This is a genomic window from Microvirga sp. 2MCAF38 (assembly GCF_052115485.1).
GTDB lineage: Bacteria > Pseudomonadota > Alphaproteobacteria > Rhizobiales > Beijerinckiaceae > Microvirga.
Genome location: NZ_JBFRGU010000001.1, coordinates 77,980 through 95,116, shown reverse-complemented (window position 1 = coordinate 95,116; position 17,137 = coordinate 77,980). Strand labels below are relative to the sequence as shown.

Annotated in this window: 17 protein-coding genes; 10 read left to right on the top strand and 7 right to left on the bottom strand. The window is 61.5% G+C overall.

The genetic code is table 11. The annotated features are described in order from the left end of the window. The first annotated feature begins 121 nt into the window (after nucleotides 1-121). Nucleotides 122-1,237: a M20 family metallopeptidase gene (locus AB4072_RS00455; RefSeq protein WP_441964942.1), complete on the top strand. Its 1,116-nt coding sequence runs from the start codon at nucleotides 122-124 to the stop codon at nucleotides 1,235-1,237. A 32-nt stretch (nucleotides 1,238-1,269) separates the two neighbouring features. Here AB4072_RS00455 and AB4072_RS00450 read toward each other — a convergent pair whose 3' ends face one another. Beyond that, complete coding sequence (locus tag AB4072_RS00450; protein WP_441964941.1) at nucleotides 1,270-1,908, bottom strand: MarC family protein; 639 nt, start codon at nucleotides 1,906-1,908, stop codon at nucleotides 1,270-1,272. Between the two features lie 70 nt (nucleotides 1,909-1,978). Here AB4072_RS00450 and AB4072_RS00445 point away from each other — a divergent pair, with 70 nt between their 5' ends. Together AB4072_RS00445 and AB4072_RS00440 are read left to right on the top strand one after the other, a co-directional pair. Further along, nucleotides 1,979-2,830, top strand: a complete 852-nt coding sequence (locus AB4072_RS00445; RefSeq protein WP_441964940.1) for a hypothetical protein — start codon at nucleotides 1,979-1,981, stop codon at nucleotides 2,828-2,830. A gap of 7 nt (nucleotides 2,831-2,837) precedes the next feature. Next, on the top strand, nucleotides 2,838-3,992 hold the full coding sequence (locus tag AB4072_RS00440) for an amidohydrolase (RefSeq protein ID WP_441964939.1): 1,155 nt from the start codon (nucleotides 2,838-2,840) through the stop codon (nucleotides 3,990-3,992). Between the two features lie 63 nt (nucleotides 3,993-4,055). Here AB4072_RS00440 and AB4072_RS00435 read toward each other — a convergent pair whose 3' ends face one another. Together AB4072_RS00435 and AB4072_RS00430 are read right to left on the bottom strand one after the other, a co-directional pair. Further along, nucleotides 4,056-5,084 (bottom strand): M48 family metallopeptidase, encoded by a 1,029-nt coding sequence (locus AB4072_RS00435; protein WP_441964938.1) that lies wholly within the window; start codon nucleotides 5,082-5,084, stop codon nucleotides 4,056-4,058. Nucleotides 5,085-5,093: 9 nt separating this feature from the next. Beyond that, complete coding sequence (locus AB4072_RS00430; RefSeq protein ID WP_441964937.1) at nucleotides 5,094-5,657, bottom strand: LemA family protein; 564 nt, start codon at nucleotides 5,655-5,657, stop codon at nucleotides 5,094-5,096. Between the two features lie 324 nt (nucleotides 5,658-5,981). Here AB4072_RS00430 and gyrA point away from each other — a divergent pair, with 324 nt between their 5' ends. Then, entirely contained in the window at nucleotides 5,982-8,756 is a 2,775-nt protein-coding gene (gene gyrA / locus AB4072_RS00425) for a DNA gyrase subunit A (protein WP_441965697.1), read from the top strand. 30 nt (nucleotides 8,757-8,786) lie between these two features. Here gyrA and AB4072_RS00420 read toward each other — a convergent pair whose 3' ends face one another. Continuing rightward, entirely contained in the window at nucleotides 8,787-9,392 is a 606-nt protein-coding gene (locus AB4072_RS00420) for a hypothetical protein (protein ID WP_441964936.1), read from the bottom strand. Nucleotides 9,393-9,557: 165 nt separating this feature from the next. Here AB4072_RS00420 and AB4072_RS00415 point away from each other — a divergent pair, with 165 nt between their 5' ends. Next, the gene (locus AB4072_RS00415; RefSeq protein ID WP_441964935.1) at nucleotides 9,558-11,189 is read left to right on the top strand and encodes a GMC family oxidoreductase; all 1,632 of its coding nucleotides are present in this window, start codon (nucleotides 9,558-9,560) and stop codon (nucleotides 11,187-11,189) included. 158 nt (nucleotides 11,190-11,347) lie between these two features. Here the strand turns inward: AB4072_RS00415 and AB4072_RS00410 are convergent, their stop codons facing one another. Together AB4072_RS00410 and AB4072_RS00405 are read right to left on the bottom strand one after the other, a co-directional pair. Further along, the gene (locus tag AB4072_RS00410) at nucleotides 11,348-12,142 is read right to left on the bottom strand and encodes a calcium-binding protein (RefSeq protein ID WP_441964934.1); all 795 of its coding nucleotides are present in this window, start codon (nucleotides 12,140-12,142) and stop codon (nucleotides 11,348-11,350) included. 222 nt (nucleotides 12,143-12,364) lie between these two features. Beyond that, nucleotides 12,365-12,487, bottom strand: a complete 123-nt coding sequence (locus AB4072_RS00405) for a hypothetical protein (RefSeq protein WP_441964933.1) — start codon at nucleotides 12,485-12,487, stop codon at nucleotides 12,365-12,367. A gap of 109 nt (nucleotides 12,488-12,596) precedes the next feature. Between AB4072_RS00405 and coaD the strand changes: the two genes are divergently transcribed. From coaD to queA, 5 genes are all read left to right on the top strand, one after another. Further along, the gene (gene coaD, locus AB4072_RS00400; RefSeq protein ID WP_441964932.1) at nucleotides 12,597-13,097 is read left to right on the top strand and encodes a pantetheine-phosphate adenylyltransferase; all 501 of its coding nucleotides are present in this window, start codon (nucleotides 12,597-12,599) and stop codon (nucleotides 13,095-13,097) included. 30 nt (nucleotides 13,098-13,127) lie between these two features. Next, the gene (locus AB4072_RS00395) at nucleotides 13,128-13,676 is read left to right on the top strand and encodes a peptidylprolyl isomerase (RefSeq protein WP_441964931.1); all 549 of its coding nucleotides are present in this window, start codon (nucleotides 13,128-13,130) and stop codon (nucleotides 13,674-13,676) included. Between the two features lie 56 nt (nucleotides 13,677-13,732). After that, nucleotides 13,733-14,185, top strand: coding sequence for a hypothetical protein (locus AB4072_RS00390; RefSeq protein WP_441964930.1), 453 nt, complete (start codon nucleotides 13,733-13,735; stop codon nucleotides 14,183-14,185). 51 nt (nucleotides 14,186-14,236) lie between these two features. Next, nucleotides 14,237-14,704: a peptidylprolyl isomerase gene (locus tag AB4072_RS00385; protein WP_441964929.1), complete on the top strand. Its 468-nt coding sequence runs from the start codon at nucleotides 14,237-14,239 to the stop codon at nucleotides 14,702-14,704. Nucleotides 14,705-14,881: 177 nt separating this feature from the next. Then, a complete protein-coding gene (gene queA, locus AB4072_RS00380) occupies nucleotides 14,882-15,961 on the top strand; it encodes a tRNA preQ1(34) S-adenosylmethionine ribosyltransferase-isomerase QueA (RefSeq protein ID WP_441964928.1) in 1,080 nt (359 codons plus the stop codon). On the opposite strand, the gene AB4072_RS00375 is transcribed toward queA, so the two are convergent. After that, nucleotides 15,928-17,121 (bottom strand): GGDEF domain-containing protein, encoded by a 1,194-nt coding sequence (locus AB4072_RS00375; protein WP_441964927.1) that lies wholly within the window; start codon nucleotides 17,119-17,121, stop codon nucleotides 15,928-15,930. The genes queA and AB4072_RS00375 overlap by 34 nt on opposite strands. Nucleotides 17,122-17,137 lie beyond the last annotated feature (16 nt).

Genomic DNA, 17,137 nt, shown 5'->3' with positions numbered 1-17,137 from the left:
GAACCGCCCATGCGGGCGTGCGTGACGAATTGATGACTCGATTGGGCAACGGGTCTATGAGAGGTCGCTGCGACCGTCGAAGTCGCCTCGCGCTCTCGAAATAGCCCCGGTTCACGCTCTCATGTCGTCCCAGTCTCTCGATACGCTTCTCACCTGGATCAAGACCGAAAGTCCCACGGACGATGTCGGCGGCGTCAATCGGATGATGGATCTGGTGGTAGCCGAGATGGCCGATGCCCCCGTGACTGTCGAACGTATATCGGGGCAGCAGCACGGGCTCGGCGATGCGCTTATTCTTCGGGCGGGGCCGCAGACCGATGAGAAGCCCATTCTCGTCATGTCGCATCTCGACACGGTGCACCCTATCGGCACCATCGCGCACGATCTACCGTTGCGGATCGACGGCGACAGACTCTACGGGCCGGGCATCTACGACATGAAGGGCGGCGCGCATTTCGCGGTTCAAGCCTTCAAGGAGGTGGCGCGCAAGGCTTCGGCGGCGCGCCCCATCGTCTTTCTCGTGACGCCCGATGAGGAAATCGGCAGCCCCATGACGCGCCCGATCATCGAAGACCTGGGTCGTCGCTCGGCCTATGCGCTCGTGACCGAGCCCGCCCGCGACAACGGCCTGATTGTCACAGCGCGTAAAGGCGTGGGGCGGTTCGACGTCCATGTTGAAGGCCGTCCCGCTCATGCCGGTTCGCGCCATAAAGATGGGCGCAACGCCGTTCACGAGGCTGCGCGCCAGGTTCTCGCCATCGAGGCTATGACGGATTATTCGCGTGGCATTACGACGACGGTCGGTATGATTTCCGGTGGTACGGCGGTGAACGTCATTCCGCAGCATTGCCGCTTTCCGGTCGATATCCGCGTCGAGACGGTCGCCGATGGCGAAGCGCTCACGGCCGCGCTTCTTGGTCTCAAAGCCCATAACCCCGACATCAAAGTCACCGTCACCGGCGATATGAACCGGCCGCCTTATGAGCGCACGGATGGTGTCGAGAAGCTGTTCCAGCACGCCAGAAAACTTGCCGCCGAAATCGGCTTCGAGTTGATCTCCGCGCCGCGCGTCGGCGGCGGATCGGACGGCAACTTCACTGCTGCCATCGGCACGCCCACCCTCGACGGCCTCGGCATCGACGGAGACGGCGCGCATACCTTGCAGGAATACGGCTTGATTTCCTCCATCGCGCCGCGCCGCGAACTCATGAAGCGTTTGCTCGAAACCCTGCGCTGAGAATGGTAACGATCAGCGAAGTTCGCTCAGGATCATGCCGCCGCGCCCCTGAACAGCGCCTCCACGCCGTTGATGATGAACTGCACGGCGAGGCCTGCGAGGATCACGCCGAGCAGGCGGCTCAGCACGATGTTGCCGGTGACGCCCAGCATCCGCGAGACGCGCTCGGCGGCCATGAAGACGAGGAAGCAGCTCACGACGCCGAGCGCGATAAGAATGAGCAGCGAGGACAGGTAGGCGACGTTGCCGTCCGCGCGCCCGGCGAGAAGGATCACGGCGGTGATCGCGCCGGGGCCCGCCATGAGCGGGATCGCGAGAGGGAAGGCGGCGACGTTGCGGATGTGATCCTCCGTGATCGCCACATCCGCCGTGTGCTGCTTACGCTCATTGCGGCGCTCGAACACCATCTCGAAGGCGATCCAGAACAGGAGCAGGCCGCCCGAGATGCGGAAGGCGGGAAGCCCGACGCCGAGGAGGCGCAGCAGAACCTCGCCACCTAAGCCGAAGAAGGCCAGGATGCAGAAAGCGATGATGGCCGCGCGGATCGCGACGCGCTTGCGCTCCTGCATGTTCATGCCTCGCGTGAGCGAGATGAAGATCGGTGCGAGAGCAGGCGGGTCGAGGGTCACGAGCAGGGTGACGAGAGCGGCGGAGATATAATCGAAAAGCATCGGCTGGACCTTCGAAGGGACTTTGCGTTATGCCGTCGCGAGGGGCATTTGGCGAGGGGAAAGTGCAACGATGTTCACGGTTTTGGATCGCCTAAGCTGGCCCGGCTCGCCCGTGAAGTCCAACGAAGATTCCTGCGGGGCCTCCGCCGATTGGGCCTGGGTGATCGATACCTCGATCTTTCCCGGCACGCCGCCGATCATGAACAAGGAAAGCGACGCCACCTGGCTTGCCACTTTCGTTAGCGAGCGCCTGTCCGATCTTGCGCTCAATGCCGAGAACGGCGTCGATCTCCTGCGTCATGTGATGGAAGAGGCACGGACGGTCTTTCTCGCGAAGGCATCCGAAGAGCGGCACGATTTCCTCACCTGGCCCGTTGGGGCGATGACGCTGGTGCATCGCCGCGCCAACCTTCTCGATGTCTGGACCTTTGGGGACACGACCGCTTATCTGCGCCGCCCGGGCGGCGAGGTGACGACCCTCGGCGATGCACCGGATATGCGCAAGTTCGAAGTCGCCAAGGCACGGGAGTTCCTCGAGAAGACTGGCGCGACCCCCGCCACCATCACCGCGACGCCCCTGTTCCGCGACTGGCTCGCGGAGCGTCGTCAGCGCCAGGCGCAAAGCACTGGCCTCGCGCTCCTCGGGCTCGACCCGACCGCCGCTGACCGCCTGCGTCACGAAACGGTACCCTGCGAACAGGACACGGTAATCCTCCTCGCCAGCGACGGTTTTTCGGCCCTCGTCGATCTCTATGAGGATTTCACGGTCGGGGAACTGATCCAGGCGGCGCTCACCACCGGGCTCGAACCGCTGGCGCAAAGGGCGCGGGAGGTCGAGACGCAAATCGATCCGGATGGAAAGCTCTATCCGCGCTTCAAGGTGAGCGACGACACCACGGCTTTGCTGCTGCGAGCGATGTAGGGCGCCCATGAACCTGGATGACGCCGATTTTGAACAGATCGCGGCTTGGCGACGGGAGTTGCATCGAAATCCCGAGGTGTCTGGGCAGGAGGTGTCGACGGCCCTTCGCGTGCGAGATTTTCTCGCGCCGACCGGGCCGGATCAGGTGCTGAGCGATCTTGGCGGCCATGGCGTGGCGGCGGTCTTTTCCGGCCGCGAATCGGGGCCGACGCTGCTGATCCGCTCCGAGTTGGATGCCCTGCCCATCGAAGAACTGACCGATGTGCCCCATCGCTCGACCGCCACCGGCGTTGCGCATCTCTGCGGACACGACGGACACAGCGCTATCCTTGCGGCCGTGGCGCGGGATCTGGGGCGAAAGCGTCCCGAACGCGGACGGGTGGTTCTTCTGTTCCAACCGGCGGAAGAAACTGGCGCGGGCGCACACGCCGTCGTCACCGATCCGCGTTACAGCGAGATACGGCCCGACATGGCCTTCTCGATGCATAATGCGCCTGGACTGCCTTTCGGTCATGCGGGCATTGCCGCTGGCCCCTTCGCTTGCGCATCCCGCGGCATGCGCATCATGCTAAGAGGCAAGACGGCGCATGCCTCGATGCCGGAAACCGGTTTGTCTCCCATGCGGGCCGTCGCCAGGATCATGCCCGCGCTGACGGATCTCGGTCGTGGCGGTCCGCTCGATGCGGATTTTACGATGATCACGATTACCCATGCCCGGATGGGGGAGCCCGCCTTCGGCGTCGCGCCGGGCTATGCGGAGATTTTCGCCACTCTCCGCACGATGACGGATGCGGGCATGGAAAAGCTCCGCGAAGAGGCCGAGGCCCTCGCGGACGAGGCCGCCGAGGTGGCTGGTCTCGATCTGGAAATCACCTACGAGGACATTTTTGCCGCCAGCATCAATGCACCGCAGGCGGTCGAAGTTCTTCGCGGGGCATTGAAGGCCGAGGGCGTGCCGACGAGTTCGGAAGGAGTCCCCATGCGTGCCTCCGAGGATTTCGGCCGCATCGGCCAGACCGCTCCCGCCGCCATGTTCCTCCTCGGAGCCGGGGAGACCCATCCGAGCCTGCACAATCCGGACTACGACTTTCCCGATGCGCTGACCCCAATTGGGGCAAGGGTTTTCCTGCGCGCGATCCGCGATGCGCTTGGGGAAGAATGACCTGAATCAATTTCTCAAGAACCTGAATCGATCTCTGAAGGCGCGCTTGAAATGCGCTTGTTTTCAGACGCTTGCAGGCTCTTCCTGAATCGTCGGACGACGGCCTCCGGCTCTTACCAGAGCCGCAATGCGTTTCTCGATTGAGGGGTGTGTCGCAAACAGATCCGAGCGGGCGCGGGGATTGTCGAGGCACATTTCCATGACGCTGGAAGGGGCGCTGTCGATCTCGCTGCGGCTCTCGATCTTGAGAAGCGCCGAGATCATTGCGTCGGGATTGCGGGTCAGTTCCACGGCTCCCGCATCCGCCAGATATTCCCGCTGTCGGGAGAGCGAAAAACGGATGACGAGGGAGAGGATCCAGGCAATGACGATGCAGGTCAGCGCCATGATGATTGCGGCCGCTTGCCCTGAATTCTTGCCCCCCGAAACCTTGAAGCGGACGGATGTCTTGCTTGAGCTCTCGCTCGATCCTTCGTAGAGACGCGCGCCGCTGCTGAGGCCGCGAAAGGTCATCTCGCCGATGAAGGACATCACACCGACGATGAAAACGGCGATGATCATCATTCGCACATCGCCGTTGCGGATGTGGGTCAGTTCGTGGGCGAGCACCGCTTCGAGTTCTTTCTCGTCGAGAGTGTCGAGAAGGCCGCGTGTGACGGTGATCGTGAATTGCTCGGGCTTCACCCCGGCAGCGAAAGCATTGAGGGCAGGGGTTTCGATAATCCTCAGCCGGGGCACGGCCATGCCCCGCGACAGGCAGAGATTTTCGAGAAGATTGTAGAGCCGGGGGTTCTCCGTGCGTTCCACGCGCGCCGAGCCCATCACCAGGCCGAGCGCGAACTCGTTGATGCGAAGGCCGATCCAGACCCACAGCCCTACGGCCACCGTCGCGAACGGAGCCAGCCACAGGGTGTCGTGGAGCGCGAGACCGACCAGATTGTCGAGAGTGCCGGACGTGTCGTCCCATCCCTGCGCGAGCAGCGCCAGGGCGAAAGTCAGGAGATAGAACAGCGCGAAGAGACCGACGATCAGAAAGGTCGACCGGCGGCGATTGGCTGCGATCTGCGTATAGAGGCCGAAAGCGGGGAGCACGGCTGGCGACTAGAAGGCGACCTTCGGCGGCGCCTCCAGCGTCTGGCGCTGAGCCTCGCCGAGATCGAAGAAGTCCTTCTGTGCAAAGCCCATCGCTCCGGCAAAGAGCACTGCCGGGAAGGACTGGACAGCCGCGTTGTACTCAGCGACGCCGTTGTTGAAGAAGCGCCGTGCGGCGGCGAGCTTGTTCTCGATATCGGACAGATCGAGCTGCAATTGCTGGAAATTGGCGCTGGCCTTCAGGTCGGGATAGGCCTCGCCAAGGGCGAGAAGCCGCCCGAGCGCGCCGGAAAGGGCTCCCTCGGCCGCAGCCTGCTCGGTGGGGTTATGAGCTTGCAGAGCCGCGTTCCGGGTCTGGACGACCGCCTCCAGCGTTCCGCGCTCGTGCCCGGCATAGCCCTTCACTGTCTCGACCAGATTGGGAATGAGGTCGTGGCGCTGCTTTAACTGCACGTCGATATCGGCAAAGGCCTGGGTGACGCGCTGCCGCAGCGTCACAAGGCCGTTATAGGTCGCGATACCGTAGAGCACGGCTACGACGACGATTCCCACGACGATCCATTCCAAGGCCAATCCCTCCAACGACTCCTGTCACACATGGCACGGCGGGGCCTTGCGGCTCAAGCACCGGTTTTCGGGATTCTTCGAAAGCGTCGCGCGGAACCGGGAGGAAACTGCGCCAAGGCGGCTGGAGGCGCTTCATGAGGATGATTTCTCCCTTTGGAAAACGTGTCAAAAGCCTTGAAAACATCGCATTTTTCGCCCAGTTAAGGATTTGATTTTAAATTGAGATTCGCGTGCGCCGCCCGGGCGCACGGACAGAGCGGCAAAAGCCGTCTCTTCCCCGAGACGGCAGCACGTTTTTAAGAAAGACCGACCTTGACCGATCCGAACGATATCAGCTCCGGTGGCCCGACAGGGGATCAGCCGGCCAGCGACATCAAGCCGGTTTCCATCGTAGAGGAAATGAAGCGCTCCTATCTCGATTACGCCATGAGCGTGATCGTGAGCCGCGCTCTGCCCGATGCGCGCGACGGCCTCAAGCCCGTTCATCGGCGCATTCTCTACGCCATGAACGAGAGCGGCTACACGCCGGACAAGAAATACGTAAAGTCGTCCCGCATCGTCGGTGACGTGATGGGTCAATATCACCCGCACGGCGACCAATCGATCTACGACGCGTTGGTGCGTATGGCGCAGGATTTCGCGCTTCGCGTGCTGCTCGTGGACGGCCAGGGCAATTTCGGCTCGGTCGACGGCGATCCGCCTGCGGCCATGCGTTACACCGAGTCCCGCCTGACCCGCGCGGCCATGCCGCTGCTCGAGGACATCGACAAGGACACGGTCGACTTCCAGCCGAACTACGACGAGTCGCAATATGAGCCGACGGTTCTGCCGGCGCGCTATCCGAACCTGCTCGTCAACGGCGCGGGCGGCATCGCGGTCGGCATGGCCACCAACATGCCTCCGCACAATCTGGGCGAGGTCATCGACGGCTGCGTCGCCTATATGGACAACCCCGATATCTCGACCGAGCAGCTGATCGAGATCATCCCCGGCCCGGATTTCCCGACCGGCGGCATGATCCTCGGCCGCGCGGGCGTGCGCTCTGCCTACACCACCGGGCGCGGCTCCATCATCATGCGATGCAAATCCGAGGTGGAGGAGGTCCGCAAGGAGCGCGAGGCGATCATCGTCACCGAGATCCCGTATCAGGTGAACAAGGCCTCGCTCATCGAGAAGATCGCGGAACTCGTGCGCGAGAAGAAGGTCGAGGGCATCTCGGACCTGCGCGACGAATCCGACCGCGACGGTATGCGCATCGTCATCGAGATCAAGCGCGACGCCATGGCGGAAGTGGTGCTGAACCAGCTCTACCGCTACACTCCGCTCCAGACGAGCTTCGGCGCCAACATGGTGGCGCTGAACGGCGGGCGCCCTGAATTGATGAACCTGAGGGACCTGATCGGCGCCTTCGTCGATTTCCGCGAGGAAGTCGTCTCCCGCCGCACCAAGTACCTGCTCAACAAGGCACGCGAGCGCGCTCACGTGTTGTGCGGCCTTGCCATCGCGGTGGCCAATATCGACGAGGTGATCCGCCTCATCCGCACCGCGCCCGATCCGAACACAGCCCGCGAGTCCCTCATGGGTCGCGACTGGCCGGCGCAGGATATCGCGCCGCTGATCGCACTGGTGGACGATCCGCGCCACCGCATCAACGAGGACGGTACCTATCGCCTCTCGGAGACGCAGGCCCGCGCGATCCTCGATCTGCGCCTGCAGCGCCTCACCGCGCTGGGTCGTGACGAAATCGGCGACGAATTGTCGAAGCTGTCGGCGGAAATCTCGGATTATCTCGACATCCTGCGCTCGCGCGTGCGCATCATGTCGATCATCAAGGACGAGCTGATCGAGATCAAGAATTCCTTCGCCACTCCGCGCCGGACCGTGATCACCGATTGGGACGCGGATGTGGACGACGAGGATCTGATCCAGCGCGAGGACATGGTCGTGACCGTGTCGCACGCCGGTTACATCAAGCGCGTGCCGCTCTCGACCTACCGGGCGCAGCGCCGCGGCGGCAAGGGCCGCTCCGGCATGTCGACCCGCGACGAGGATTTCGTCACCCGTCTGTTCGTCGTGAATACCCATACGCCCGTTCTGTTCTTCTCCTCCAAGGGCAAGGCCTACAAGGAGAAGGTGTGGCGTCTGCCGCTCGCGGCTCCGAATGCCAAGGGCAAGGCGCTGGTCAACATGCTCCCGCTTGAGCAGGGCGAGCGCATCTCGACCATCATGCCGTTGCCCGAGGACGAGACCACTTGGGATACGCTCGACGTGATGTTCGCCACGTCGCGCGGCACGGTTCGCCGCAACAAGCTGTCGGACTTCGCGCAAGTAAACCGCGCGGGCAAGATCGCCATGAAGCTCGACGAGGGTGAATCAATCCTCGGCGTGCAGATCTGCACCGAGCAGGACGACGTTCTGCTCACCACGGCCAAGGGCCAGTGCATCCGCTTTGCGGTGCCGGAAGTGCGCGTCTTCAAGGGCCGTGATTCCATGGGCGTGCGTGGCATCAACCTCGCTCAAGGCGACGACATCATCTCCATGGCGATCCTGCGCCATGTGGAGGCGACCGGTGAAGAGCGCGCGGGCTATCTCAAGATGCGTCGCGCCGTTCTCGGCGAACTGGCGAATGGCGAGGCGGGAGCTGAGATCAACGCCGAGGCCGAGGAGGAGAATATCTCCGCTGAGGCTCTCTCGATGGAGCGCTACACCGAGATGAGCGCGCTCGAACAGTTCGTGCTCACCGTCTCTGATAAGGGCTTCGGCAAGCGGACCTCGTCCTACGAGTACCGCATCACGGGGCGTGGCGGCAAAGGCATCACGGCCATGGCGGTCAACAGCCGCAACGGCAGTCTCGTCGCCTCCTTCCCGGTGGAAGAGAGCGACCAGATCATGCTCGTCACCGATGCGGGCCAGCTTATCCGCGTGCCGGTCAACGGCATCCGCGTGGTCGGCCGCAGCACCCAAGGCGTCACGATCTTCTCGACCAAGGGCAAGGAACGCGTCGTCTCCATCGAGCACATCGAGGGCGAGGAGAACGGGGATGAGGCCGAGATCGACGAGAACGATCTCGGCCCTGAGAGTGAAGAAGGAGAGGGCGCTGAATAAGCGCCCTTTTCTTTTGGGGGATTTACACCGTCAGAGACTAAGCAGCCGGCTGTAGGCCCTGGCGAAGGACGAGGCGATGCGCCGTCCGCTTGAACTTTTCGTCGCGGACAGCCTGATCTTCACGAACCTGTCGCGATGCAGGGTGACGAAGACGAAGGACTCGACGATCCGATCCTTCAAGCTGAGGCGCAGGCGGGCGGCGCTGAAGCCCGCCTCCTGCCAGCGCTCCAGGGTTTCTGCGCGCTTGTAGAAACCAGCTTTGACCGCGCGGTCGATCTCGCCGATCACGGCGGATACCTCGGCTTCGGCGTTTTTTGATCCGTCCGAACCCGTCAGGGCACGAGTGTCGTCATAGATGTAGACATCTGCCCAGACATTGTTGTCCGGCACGGCAGCATATTTGACGGAGAACCCCGCTCCGGGTTCACCGTCGTAGCGCTGCACCTGAAATCGAGTCATGCCCACGATCTGCAACGGAAAGCTGAAACCTTCGACGACCAGTTCCTGGGCTCGGCTTCGGGACTTCTCCCGGTCAAGAGGATAGGGGTTCTGGGCGAAGGCGGATGGGGCGGCGGCAAGACCGCAAAGTACGGCGAGGGCAAGGATCGAAGCGACGGAAAAGAGAGGGTGGCGCATGGATGTTCCTTTCCGCTCTTCTGTAACATCGCTCATTCTGCGTGACGACACTCATGAGTTGTGGTTCCTCCAGCATCCGTCGAAGGGAGGTCGAGGCAGTGGCGCGCGGTTGGGCTAGGGTCTGACGCCCGATTCTTGCGGGCGCGGATGAGAAGGGACAGTGGAATGACCCAGACCCAGCGCGAATTCGGCCATTTCGACTACATTATCGTTGGTGCGGGCTCTGCCGGTTGTGTCCTGGCGAACCGGCTGTCCGCCGATCCGGCCAAGCGCGTACTGGTTCTGGAAGCCGGGGGGTGCGATAACTGGATCTGGTTTCACATTCCCGTCGGCTACCTCTACGCCATCGGCAATCCGCGCGCAGATTGGATGTTCAAGACGGAGGTGGAAGCCGGCCTCAACGGACGGGCGCTCGCTTATCCGCGTGGCAAGGTCATCGGTGGTTCGTCCGCCATCAACGCCATGATCTATATGCGCGGTCAGGCGGCCGATTATGATCGCTGGCGGCAGGGCGATCTTCCGGGCTGGGGCTGGCATGATGTGCTCCCGTACTTCCTCAAGATGGAAGATCACGCGCGCCCGATAAATGACCTGCACCGCTCGGGCGGCGAGTGGCGGGTCGATTTTCCCCGCATGCGATGGGATCTGCTCGATGCGGTTCAGGATGCGGCGGAAAGCATCGGCATTCCGAAGGTCGAGGATTTCAACACCGGCGACAACGAGGGCACGTCCTATTTCCAGGTGAACCAGAAGAACGGGCGTCGCTGGAGCGCGGCGCGCGGTTTTCTGAAACCGGCTCTCAATCGGCCCAACTTGCACCTTGAGACAGGCGTGCGGGTCGAGCGTGTGGTCATGGAGGGACGCCGCGCCGTCGGCGTTCTTTTCTCAAAAGGCGATGAGCGATTCTTTGCACGAGCCGATGGCGAAGTGATCCTTTCTGCGGGAGCCGTGTGCTCGCCGCAATTGCTCGAACTCTCCGGCATAGGGCACCCGGAGCACCTGCGCGATCTCGGCGTTCCGGTGGTGCAGGCGTTGCCCGGCGTAGGGGAAAATTTCCAGGATCACCTTCAGCTCCGCCCAATCTTCAAAGTCTCGGGCGTGCGGACGATGAACGACGATTATCGCAAGCTCTGGAAGCGCGGTCTCATGGCGCTCGATTATGCGCTCTTCCGCAAAGGCCCGCTTACCATGGCGCCGTCGCAACTCGGCATCTTCACGCGCTCTTCGCCGGATTATGCGACGCCGAATTTGCAGTTTCACATCCAGCCGCTGTCCCTCGACAAGTTTGGTGACATGCCGCACCCGTTCCCTGCCTTCACCGCGAGCGTCTGCAATTTAAGGCCGGCGAGCCGGGGATCGATCCATGCCCGTCCTGCCGATCCATACGGCGCGCCCGAGATCCGGCCGAATTATCTTTCGACGGATGAGGATAGACGTGTCGCCGTCGACTCCATTCGGCTGGCGAGAAAACTCGCGAGCGCGGGACCGCTTGCGCGCTTCCATCCAGAAGAATTCAGGCCAGGGGCTCATCTTAACCGGGACGACGAACTCGTGGCGGCCGCCGGCGATATCGGGACCACGATCTTCCACCCCGTCGGCACGGCGAAGATGGGAAGCGACGCCGACCCGATGGCGGTGCTCGATCATCGCCTGCGCGTGCGCGGCGTCGAAGGCCTGCGTGTCGTCGATGCCTCTGCCATGCCGAGCATCACCTCAGGCAACACGAATTCACCGACGATGATGATTGCGGAGAAAGGTGCCGAGATGATTTTGGGGGATGCGAAAGGCTCGGTGTGAGGAGATCTGCGTAAAGGCTGTTTTGAAATTATGCGCTATCGCGTCATTCCGGGGCCGCGCAGCGGAACCCGGAATGACGGTGCTGAAAAGGCGCTAAGCTCTTTCGAAACGAGCTCTAAGGGTGCCGAAAATTCAGGAGCCCTCACATATCGGAGCCTTCAGATATAGAAGTCGCCCTTGGAGAGGTGCGTGTTGTTGTAGACGGTCACCGAATTCGTGTGACTTGCATCGAAGTAAACGATGCTGCTGTCGACGACGCCGTCCCCGTCGGTGTCCACTTTGCTGATGTACAGGCTTTTCAAGTTCTTGAACCCGAAAGCGCGAACGTCGATGTGGTCCTCGCCCTTGTGGAAGTCGTAGATGTAGTCGTTACCGTTGCCGCGCTTGAAGACGAACGTGTCCTTTCCGCCTTTTGCGCCGCCGGACATGGTGACCGCATCGCCCCACATATGGTCCGTGCCGGCGCCGGAGACCAGCTTGTCGGTTCCGCCGCGCGCCCGGCCGGACATGGTCTCGGCATCGCCGTAGAGCCAATTCACCTGCCCATGTCCCGTCAGTGTATCGTTTCCGCCAACGGCTTTCCCGGACAGGGTCTTGGCGTCACCGTATAGGCTGTTGGCCGTGCCATAACCGATCAGGCGGTCATTGCCGCCACGCGCGCTGCCTGAGAGGCTGGAGGCATCGCCGAACAGGATGTTGAACCGACCGTTGCCGATGATGATGTCATTCCCGCCGATGGTCTGGCCGAACATGTTGAAAGCATCGCCATAAGCTTGATTCGATCGGCTCTCCCCGGTGATCCGGTCGTTGCCGCCGTAGGCGCCGCCGAACATGTCCCCGGTTACATCCCCGAAAATCTTGCTCGCGAAATCGCCACCTATCGTGATCTTTTGATTGCCGCCCTTTTGCTTGCCGCTGAGATTGCCGTCCCGGTCGCCGAACTTAAATGCCACGAGCTTCCTCATAACGCATGAAGAGTGAAGTACTTCCCAGGATTTGGAGGTTTCTTGAGGCTTGTCTTCTTGTTGTCGTGGAGCATAGGTTCGCGCCTGCGCAGTGTCGATTGACACGGAATCCCTGGAAGATACCCCCAAATCGCCGGCAGGAAGGCCGATTTCTAAGACTTATTCCAGCGAGGGTTGCACTCTCTGGCTTGTTTCACTCATCAGGCGCATTCAGCGTCCGGCAAGACGCTCTGAGGCGGCGCTGTCGATAGACGTCGTATCACGCATGGCCCAAGCGGCCGGAGCCAGAACGAGGGAAGCCATCAGGAGAACGACGAGGAGGCGCAATGTCATATGACCCTCCTTAGCAGGTCGAAAGCATATTCCTCGGGATCGGCTCCCGTGGCTGTGTGCCGACGCACGGCTTGCTCCGGGGACGTTCTCAAGCTACGCCATAGCTCCGATGATCCGCACCGCGCTCTATACCGGGAGCTTCGATCCCGTCACCAACGGCCACCTCGACGTGGTGCGGCAGGCTTGCAGCATTGCCGACCGCTTGATTGTCGCTATCGGCATTCATTCGGGCAAAAAGCCTGTCTTCACACCCGAGGAGAGGGCGGAGCTCCTGCACATCGCCTGTAGCCCCGTGGCGAAATCGCTCGGTGTCGATCTCGAGATCGTTACGTTCGACGGCCTCGCCGTGGAAACGGCCCGCCGTTACCGTGCGAGCTTGATCGTGCGCGGGCTGCGCGACGGGACCGATCTCGATTACGAGATGCAGATGGCCGCCATGAACGCGGTCATGGCGCCGGAGATCCAGACGGTCTTTTTTCCTGCCTCGCCCCCGGTTCGCCCCATCACCGCCACGCTCGTGCGTCAGATCGCATCGATGAACGGCGATGTGACGGCATTCGTGCCCCCTCTTGTCGCTGAGCGACTGAGGGACAAATTCAAGCGGTCCTGAAAACCGCGATCTACATAAGGAGACGACCCCATGAAGCGCTTGCTCGTTGCTGGAGCGATGGTTTTCGCGAGCCTTTTGCCTGCCGCTGCTCAACAGGCCGCCGATCCTCAAAACACGGTCTATCTCGACACTAAGGACGGCCGTGTCACCATTCAGCTGCGCCCCGATCTCGCGCCCAAGCATGTCGAGCAGATCAAAGCGCTGACGAAGCGCGGCTTCTATAACGGGGTCGTGTTCCACCGCGTCATCGGCGGCTTCATGGCTCAGACCGGCGATCCGACCGGCACCGGCACAGGCAAGTCCGACCTGCCGAACATCCCGGCCGAATTCACGAAGACGCAGTTCAAGCGCGGCTCCGTCGGCATGGCGCGCTCACAGAGCCCCGATTCGGCAAACAGCCAGTTCTTCATCTGCTACGAGGGCTGCGGCCCGCTCACCGGCCAGTACACACTGTTCGGCGACGTCGTGTCCGGCATGGACGTGGTGGACAAGGTCAAGAAGGGCGACCAGACCAATAACGGTATGGTCTCTTCGCCCGACAAGATCGTGAAGATGCAGATGTCAACCGACGCCAAGTAATGCGCTGTTTTGCACGATCCCGGGTTTGGGGCGCGGCGCTCTTCGCGGTTTTCGCGATGGCGTCCGTTGTCCCTGGCTCGGCCCGGGATCTATTGCCCCGGTTCGAACGGGGCGAGGGGAAGACGCCTTACGATCTTTCGCCGCCATTGCCCCAGAGCATCAACGGAGTCATCCGTCCGGGCGAGTCGGAGCAGAGCGGCGGCCAGCTCGACCGCCTGAGCGATATCTTCAAGGCCATCCACGGCTGCTGGCGGCCCCCACGGGGGAGTGGGTTCACCGGGCAGGAAATCACCTTGCTGGTGAGCTTCAAGCGCGACGGTGCGGTTTTAGGCAAACCCCGCATCACTTTCTACAAATCGGGTGGAGATTCCGATCAGCGGGAAGCTTTCCAGAATTCCGTGATCGACGCTTTCGCACGCTGCACGCCTCTTCCTGTCACGGAAAAGCTCGGCGCGGCCATCGCGGGCCGACCCTTCACCTTTCGTTTCGTCGACACACGGCCTATGTGAGCGACGAAGCATCTCAATCTTCAAACGGATTCATCGGAACAGGAGGACCTTATGGCCGATCCCGAAAACACTCTCGTCCTGGAAACAACCAAGGGCCGTGTCCTTATCGAGCTGCGCCCCGATCTCGCGCCCAAGCATGTGGAGCGGATCAAGACGCTCGCGCGCAAGGGCTTCTATGACAATGTCGCTTTCCATCGTGTGATCGAGGGTTTCATGGCCCAAACCGGTTGTCCGAACGGTACCGGCACCGGCGGTTCGGATCTCCCCGATCTGCAGGCCGAGTTCAATGCCGAGCCGCACGTGCGCGGCGTGTGCTCCATGGCTCGTACGAATTACCCGCATTCGGCGAATTCGCAGTTCTTCATCTGCTTCGATGACGCGCGCTTCCTCGACAAGCAATACACCGTCTGGGGCAAGGTCACGGAAGGCATGGATAACGTCGACAAGATCAAGCGCGGCGAGCCCGTGCGCGAGCCGGACCGGATCGTGTCGATGAAGGTTCAAGCGGACGTGGCGTAAGGCTTTCATATTCTCGCGTGACGTCGTGCCCTCCCCCCTTGTGGGGAGGAGTTGGAGGTGGGGGTGTCGCGTGACGCTGATTCAGTTCGGCGCTTGCACCCCCACCCTAACCCTCCCCACAAGGGGGAGGGGACAAGGCTCCGCCCGTTTGGGATCTCGTTCAAGGCGGCACTTTTCATGCACGTCGACCTCTTCGATTTCGATCTTCCCGAAGACCGGATCGCGCTCCGCCCCGTGGAACCGCGCGATGCCGCGCGGATGCTCGTGGTGCGGCCCGATGCGAAATCCTTCGAGGATCGCATCGTGCGAGATCTGCCGGATCTGTTGCAGCCCGGCGACGTGCTGGTGCTCAACGACACCAAGGTCATTCCCTCGCGCCTCCATGGTCTACGCGTCCGGGAAGAGACCGCCGCGCGTGTCGAGATCATGCTTCACAAGCGGGAAGGAGCGGACCTGTGGCGGACCTTTGCCCGTCCTGCCAAGAAACTTCATGTCGGGGATCGCATTCGCTTCGGCGAGCATGCGGAAAGCACATCTTGCGAACTCACCCGGCTCGATGCGGAGGTGATCGCGAAGGGCGAGGGTGGGGATGTCACTCTGCGCTTTGCTTTTTCGGGACCACTCCTCGACGAGGCCATTGCAAGACTCGGCGAATTACCGCTGCCGCCCTACATCGCCGGCAAGCGCCCGACCGACGACAAGGATATCGCCGACTACCAGACGGTCTATGCCCGCGACGAGGGCGCTGTTGCGGCACCCACGGCCGGGCTGCATTTCACGGACGATCTCTTTCGCCGGCTCGACGAGCGCGGCATCACGCGGCAGTTCGTGACACTTCATGTGGGCGCGGGGACGTTTTTGCCGGTGAAAGCGGAAGATACCGAAGATCATCGCATGCATGCGGAATGGGGCACGATCAGTACCGAGACGGCGCAGGCTCTCAACGATGCCAAGGCCAGAGGCGGTCGTATCGTCGCCGTCGGCACGACCTCGTTACGGCTTATAGAAAGCGCGGCGCGGGACGATGGCACGATCATGCCGTTCTCGGACGAGACCGCGATCTTCATCACGCCGGGATATCGCTTCAAGGCGGTGGATGTGCTGATGACGAATTTCCACCTGCCGCGCTCCACCCTGTTCATGCTGGTCTCGGCTTTCGTCGGGCTGGAGCGCATGCGGGCCGCTTATGATTGCGCGATCAAGAACGGCTATCGTTTCTATTCCTACGGCGATGGCAGCCTGTTGTTCAGGGCGTAAAGCTTTCCGCGCCAGGGCGGGGCAATCGGTATAGCCTCATCCGAGCAAACGCGGTTGCGACCACTGTTCTTCGCCGCATAGAGCAGCCTGTCAGCTCGGCTCACGAGCTGTTGCAGGGTTTCGCCCGGACGATGATCCGCAATGCCGATGCTTGCCGTGGTTGTTGAGTTTCCCCGCAAGCCTTCGGTCCCCGAGACTTCGAAGAGAACACGAACGCGCTCCGAAAACATCGTGGCGTCCCTTGACGCACATTCGGTGAGCAGCACGGCGAATTCCTCGCCGCCAATCCGTCCGACAATGTCATTCTTCCGGATGTGCGCGGTTAGGAGCGCGGCGAATTTTCTGAGGACGTGGTCGCCTGCCGCGTGGCCATGATGATCATTGATATTCTTGAAATGATCGATATCGCAGATGACGAGCCTGATCGGCTGGAACTTGCCGCTCGCGATCATGTCCGATGCTCTCTCGTCGAAGCCACGCCGATTGTAGACACCCGTAAGAACGTCCGTCGCGCTCTGTCTTTTGAGGTCGCTGGTGATGTCGACGACGATGGCGAAAAGGAGCGCCAGCCCCATGAGGACTGCGGAAACGATGAGCGTGAACTGAAAAGCCAACCAGAACGGCGACTCGTGGAACGTCCCCAGGTTGGCATCCGACATTCCTGGGCTGATCGTCAGCAAAGGACGCAAGACGAGCTGAACGCTCAAAAACAGAAAGATCCCAAAAATGGCTCGATCGACGAGGTGATCCTCGCGCGAGGGGCGGATGCGAAAGGCGGCAGCGGCGAAAAGCAATCCACATCCGAAACTCAGGATGTATATCCGTGTGCTCAGGCTCTTCTCGATATAATAGTAATAAAAATATCCAACGAGAATTGTCGTTAATAGTGGCGCTATTTGAAGGTAATTAGAACTCGCGTTCTTCCTCTTCAGGCATCCTTCGAGCAGGAGGACGATGCATAATAAATAGAGGATCGCGGACATCATCATACTTCGCCCCGCGCCATCCGGGATGAAGAATATTTGCAATCCTGTCGCCAAAGTATAAAAACCGAACGCGCTGACGAGATACAAAATATATGTGCGCGCGCGATGGTGATACCAAAGTGCCAAATAGAATATTGTAAAAATGGTACCGATGACGGGGCTCAAGATTGTCATCAGTTGATTTCCGCTC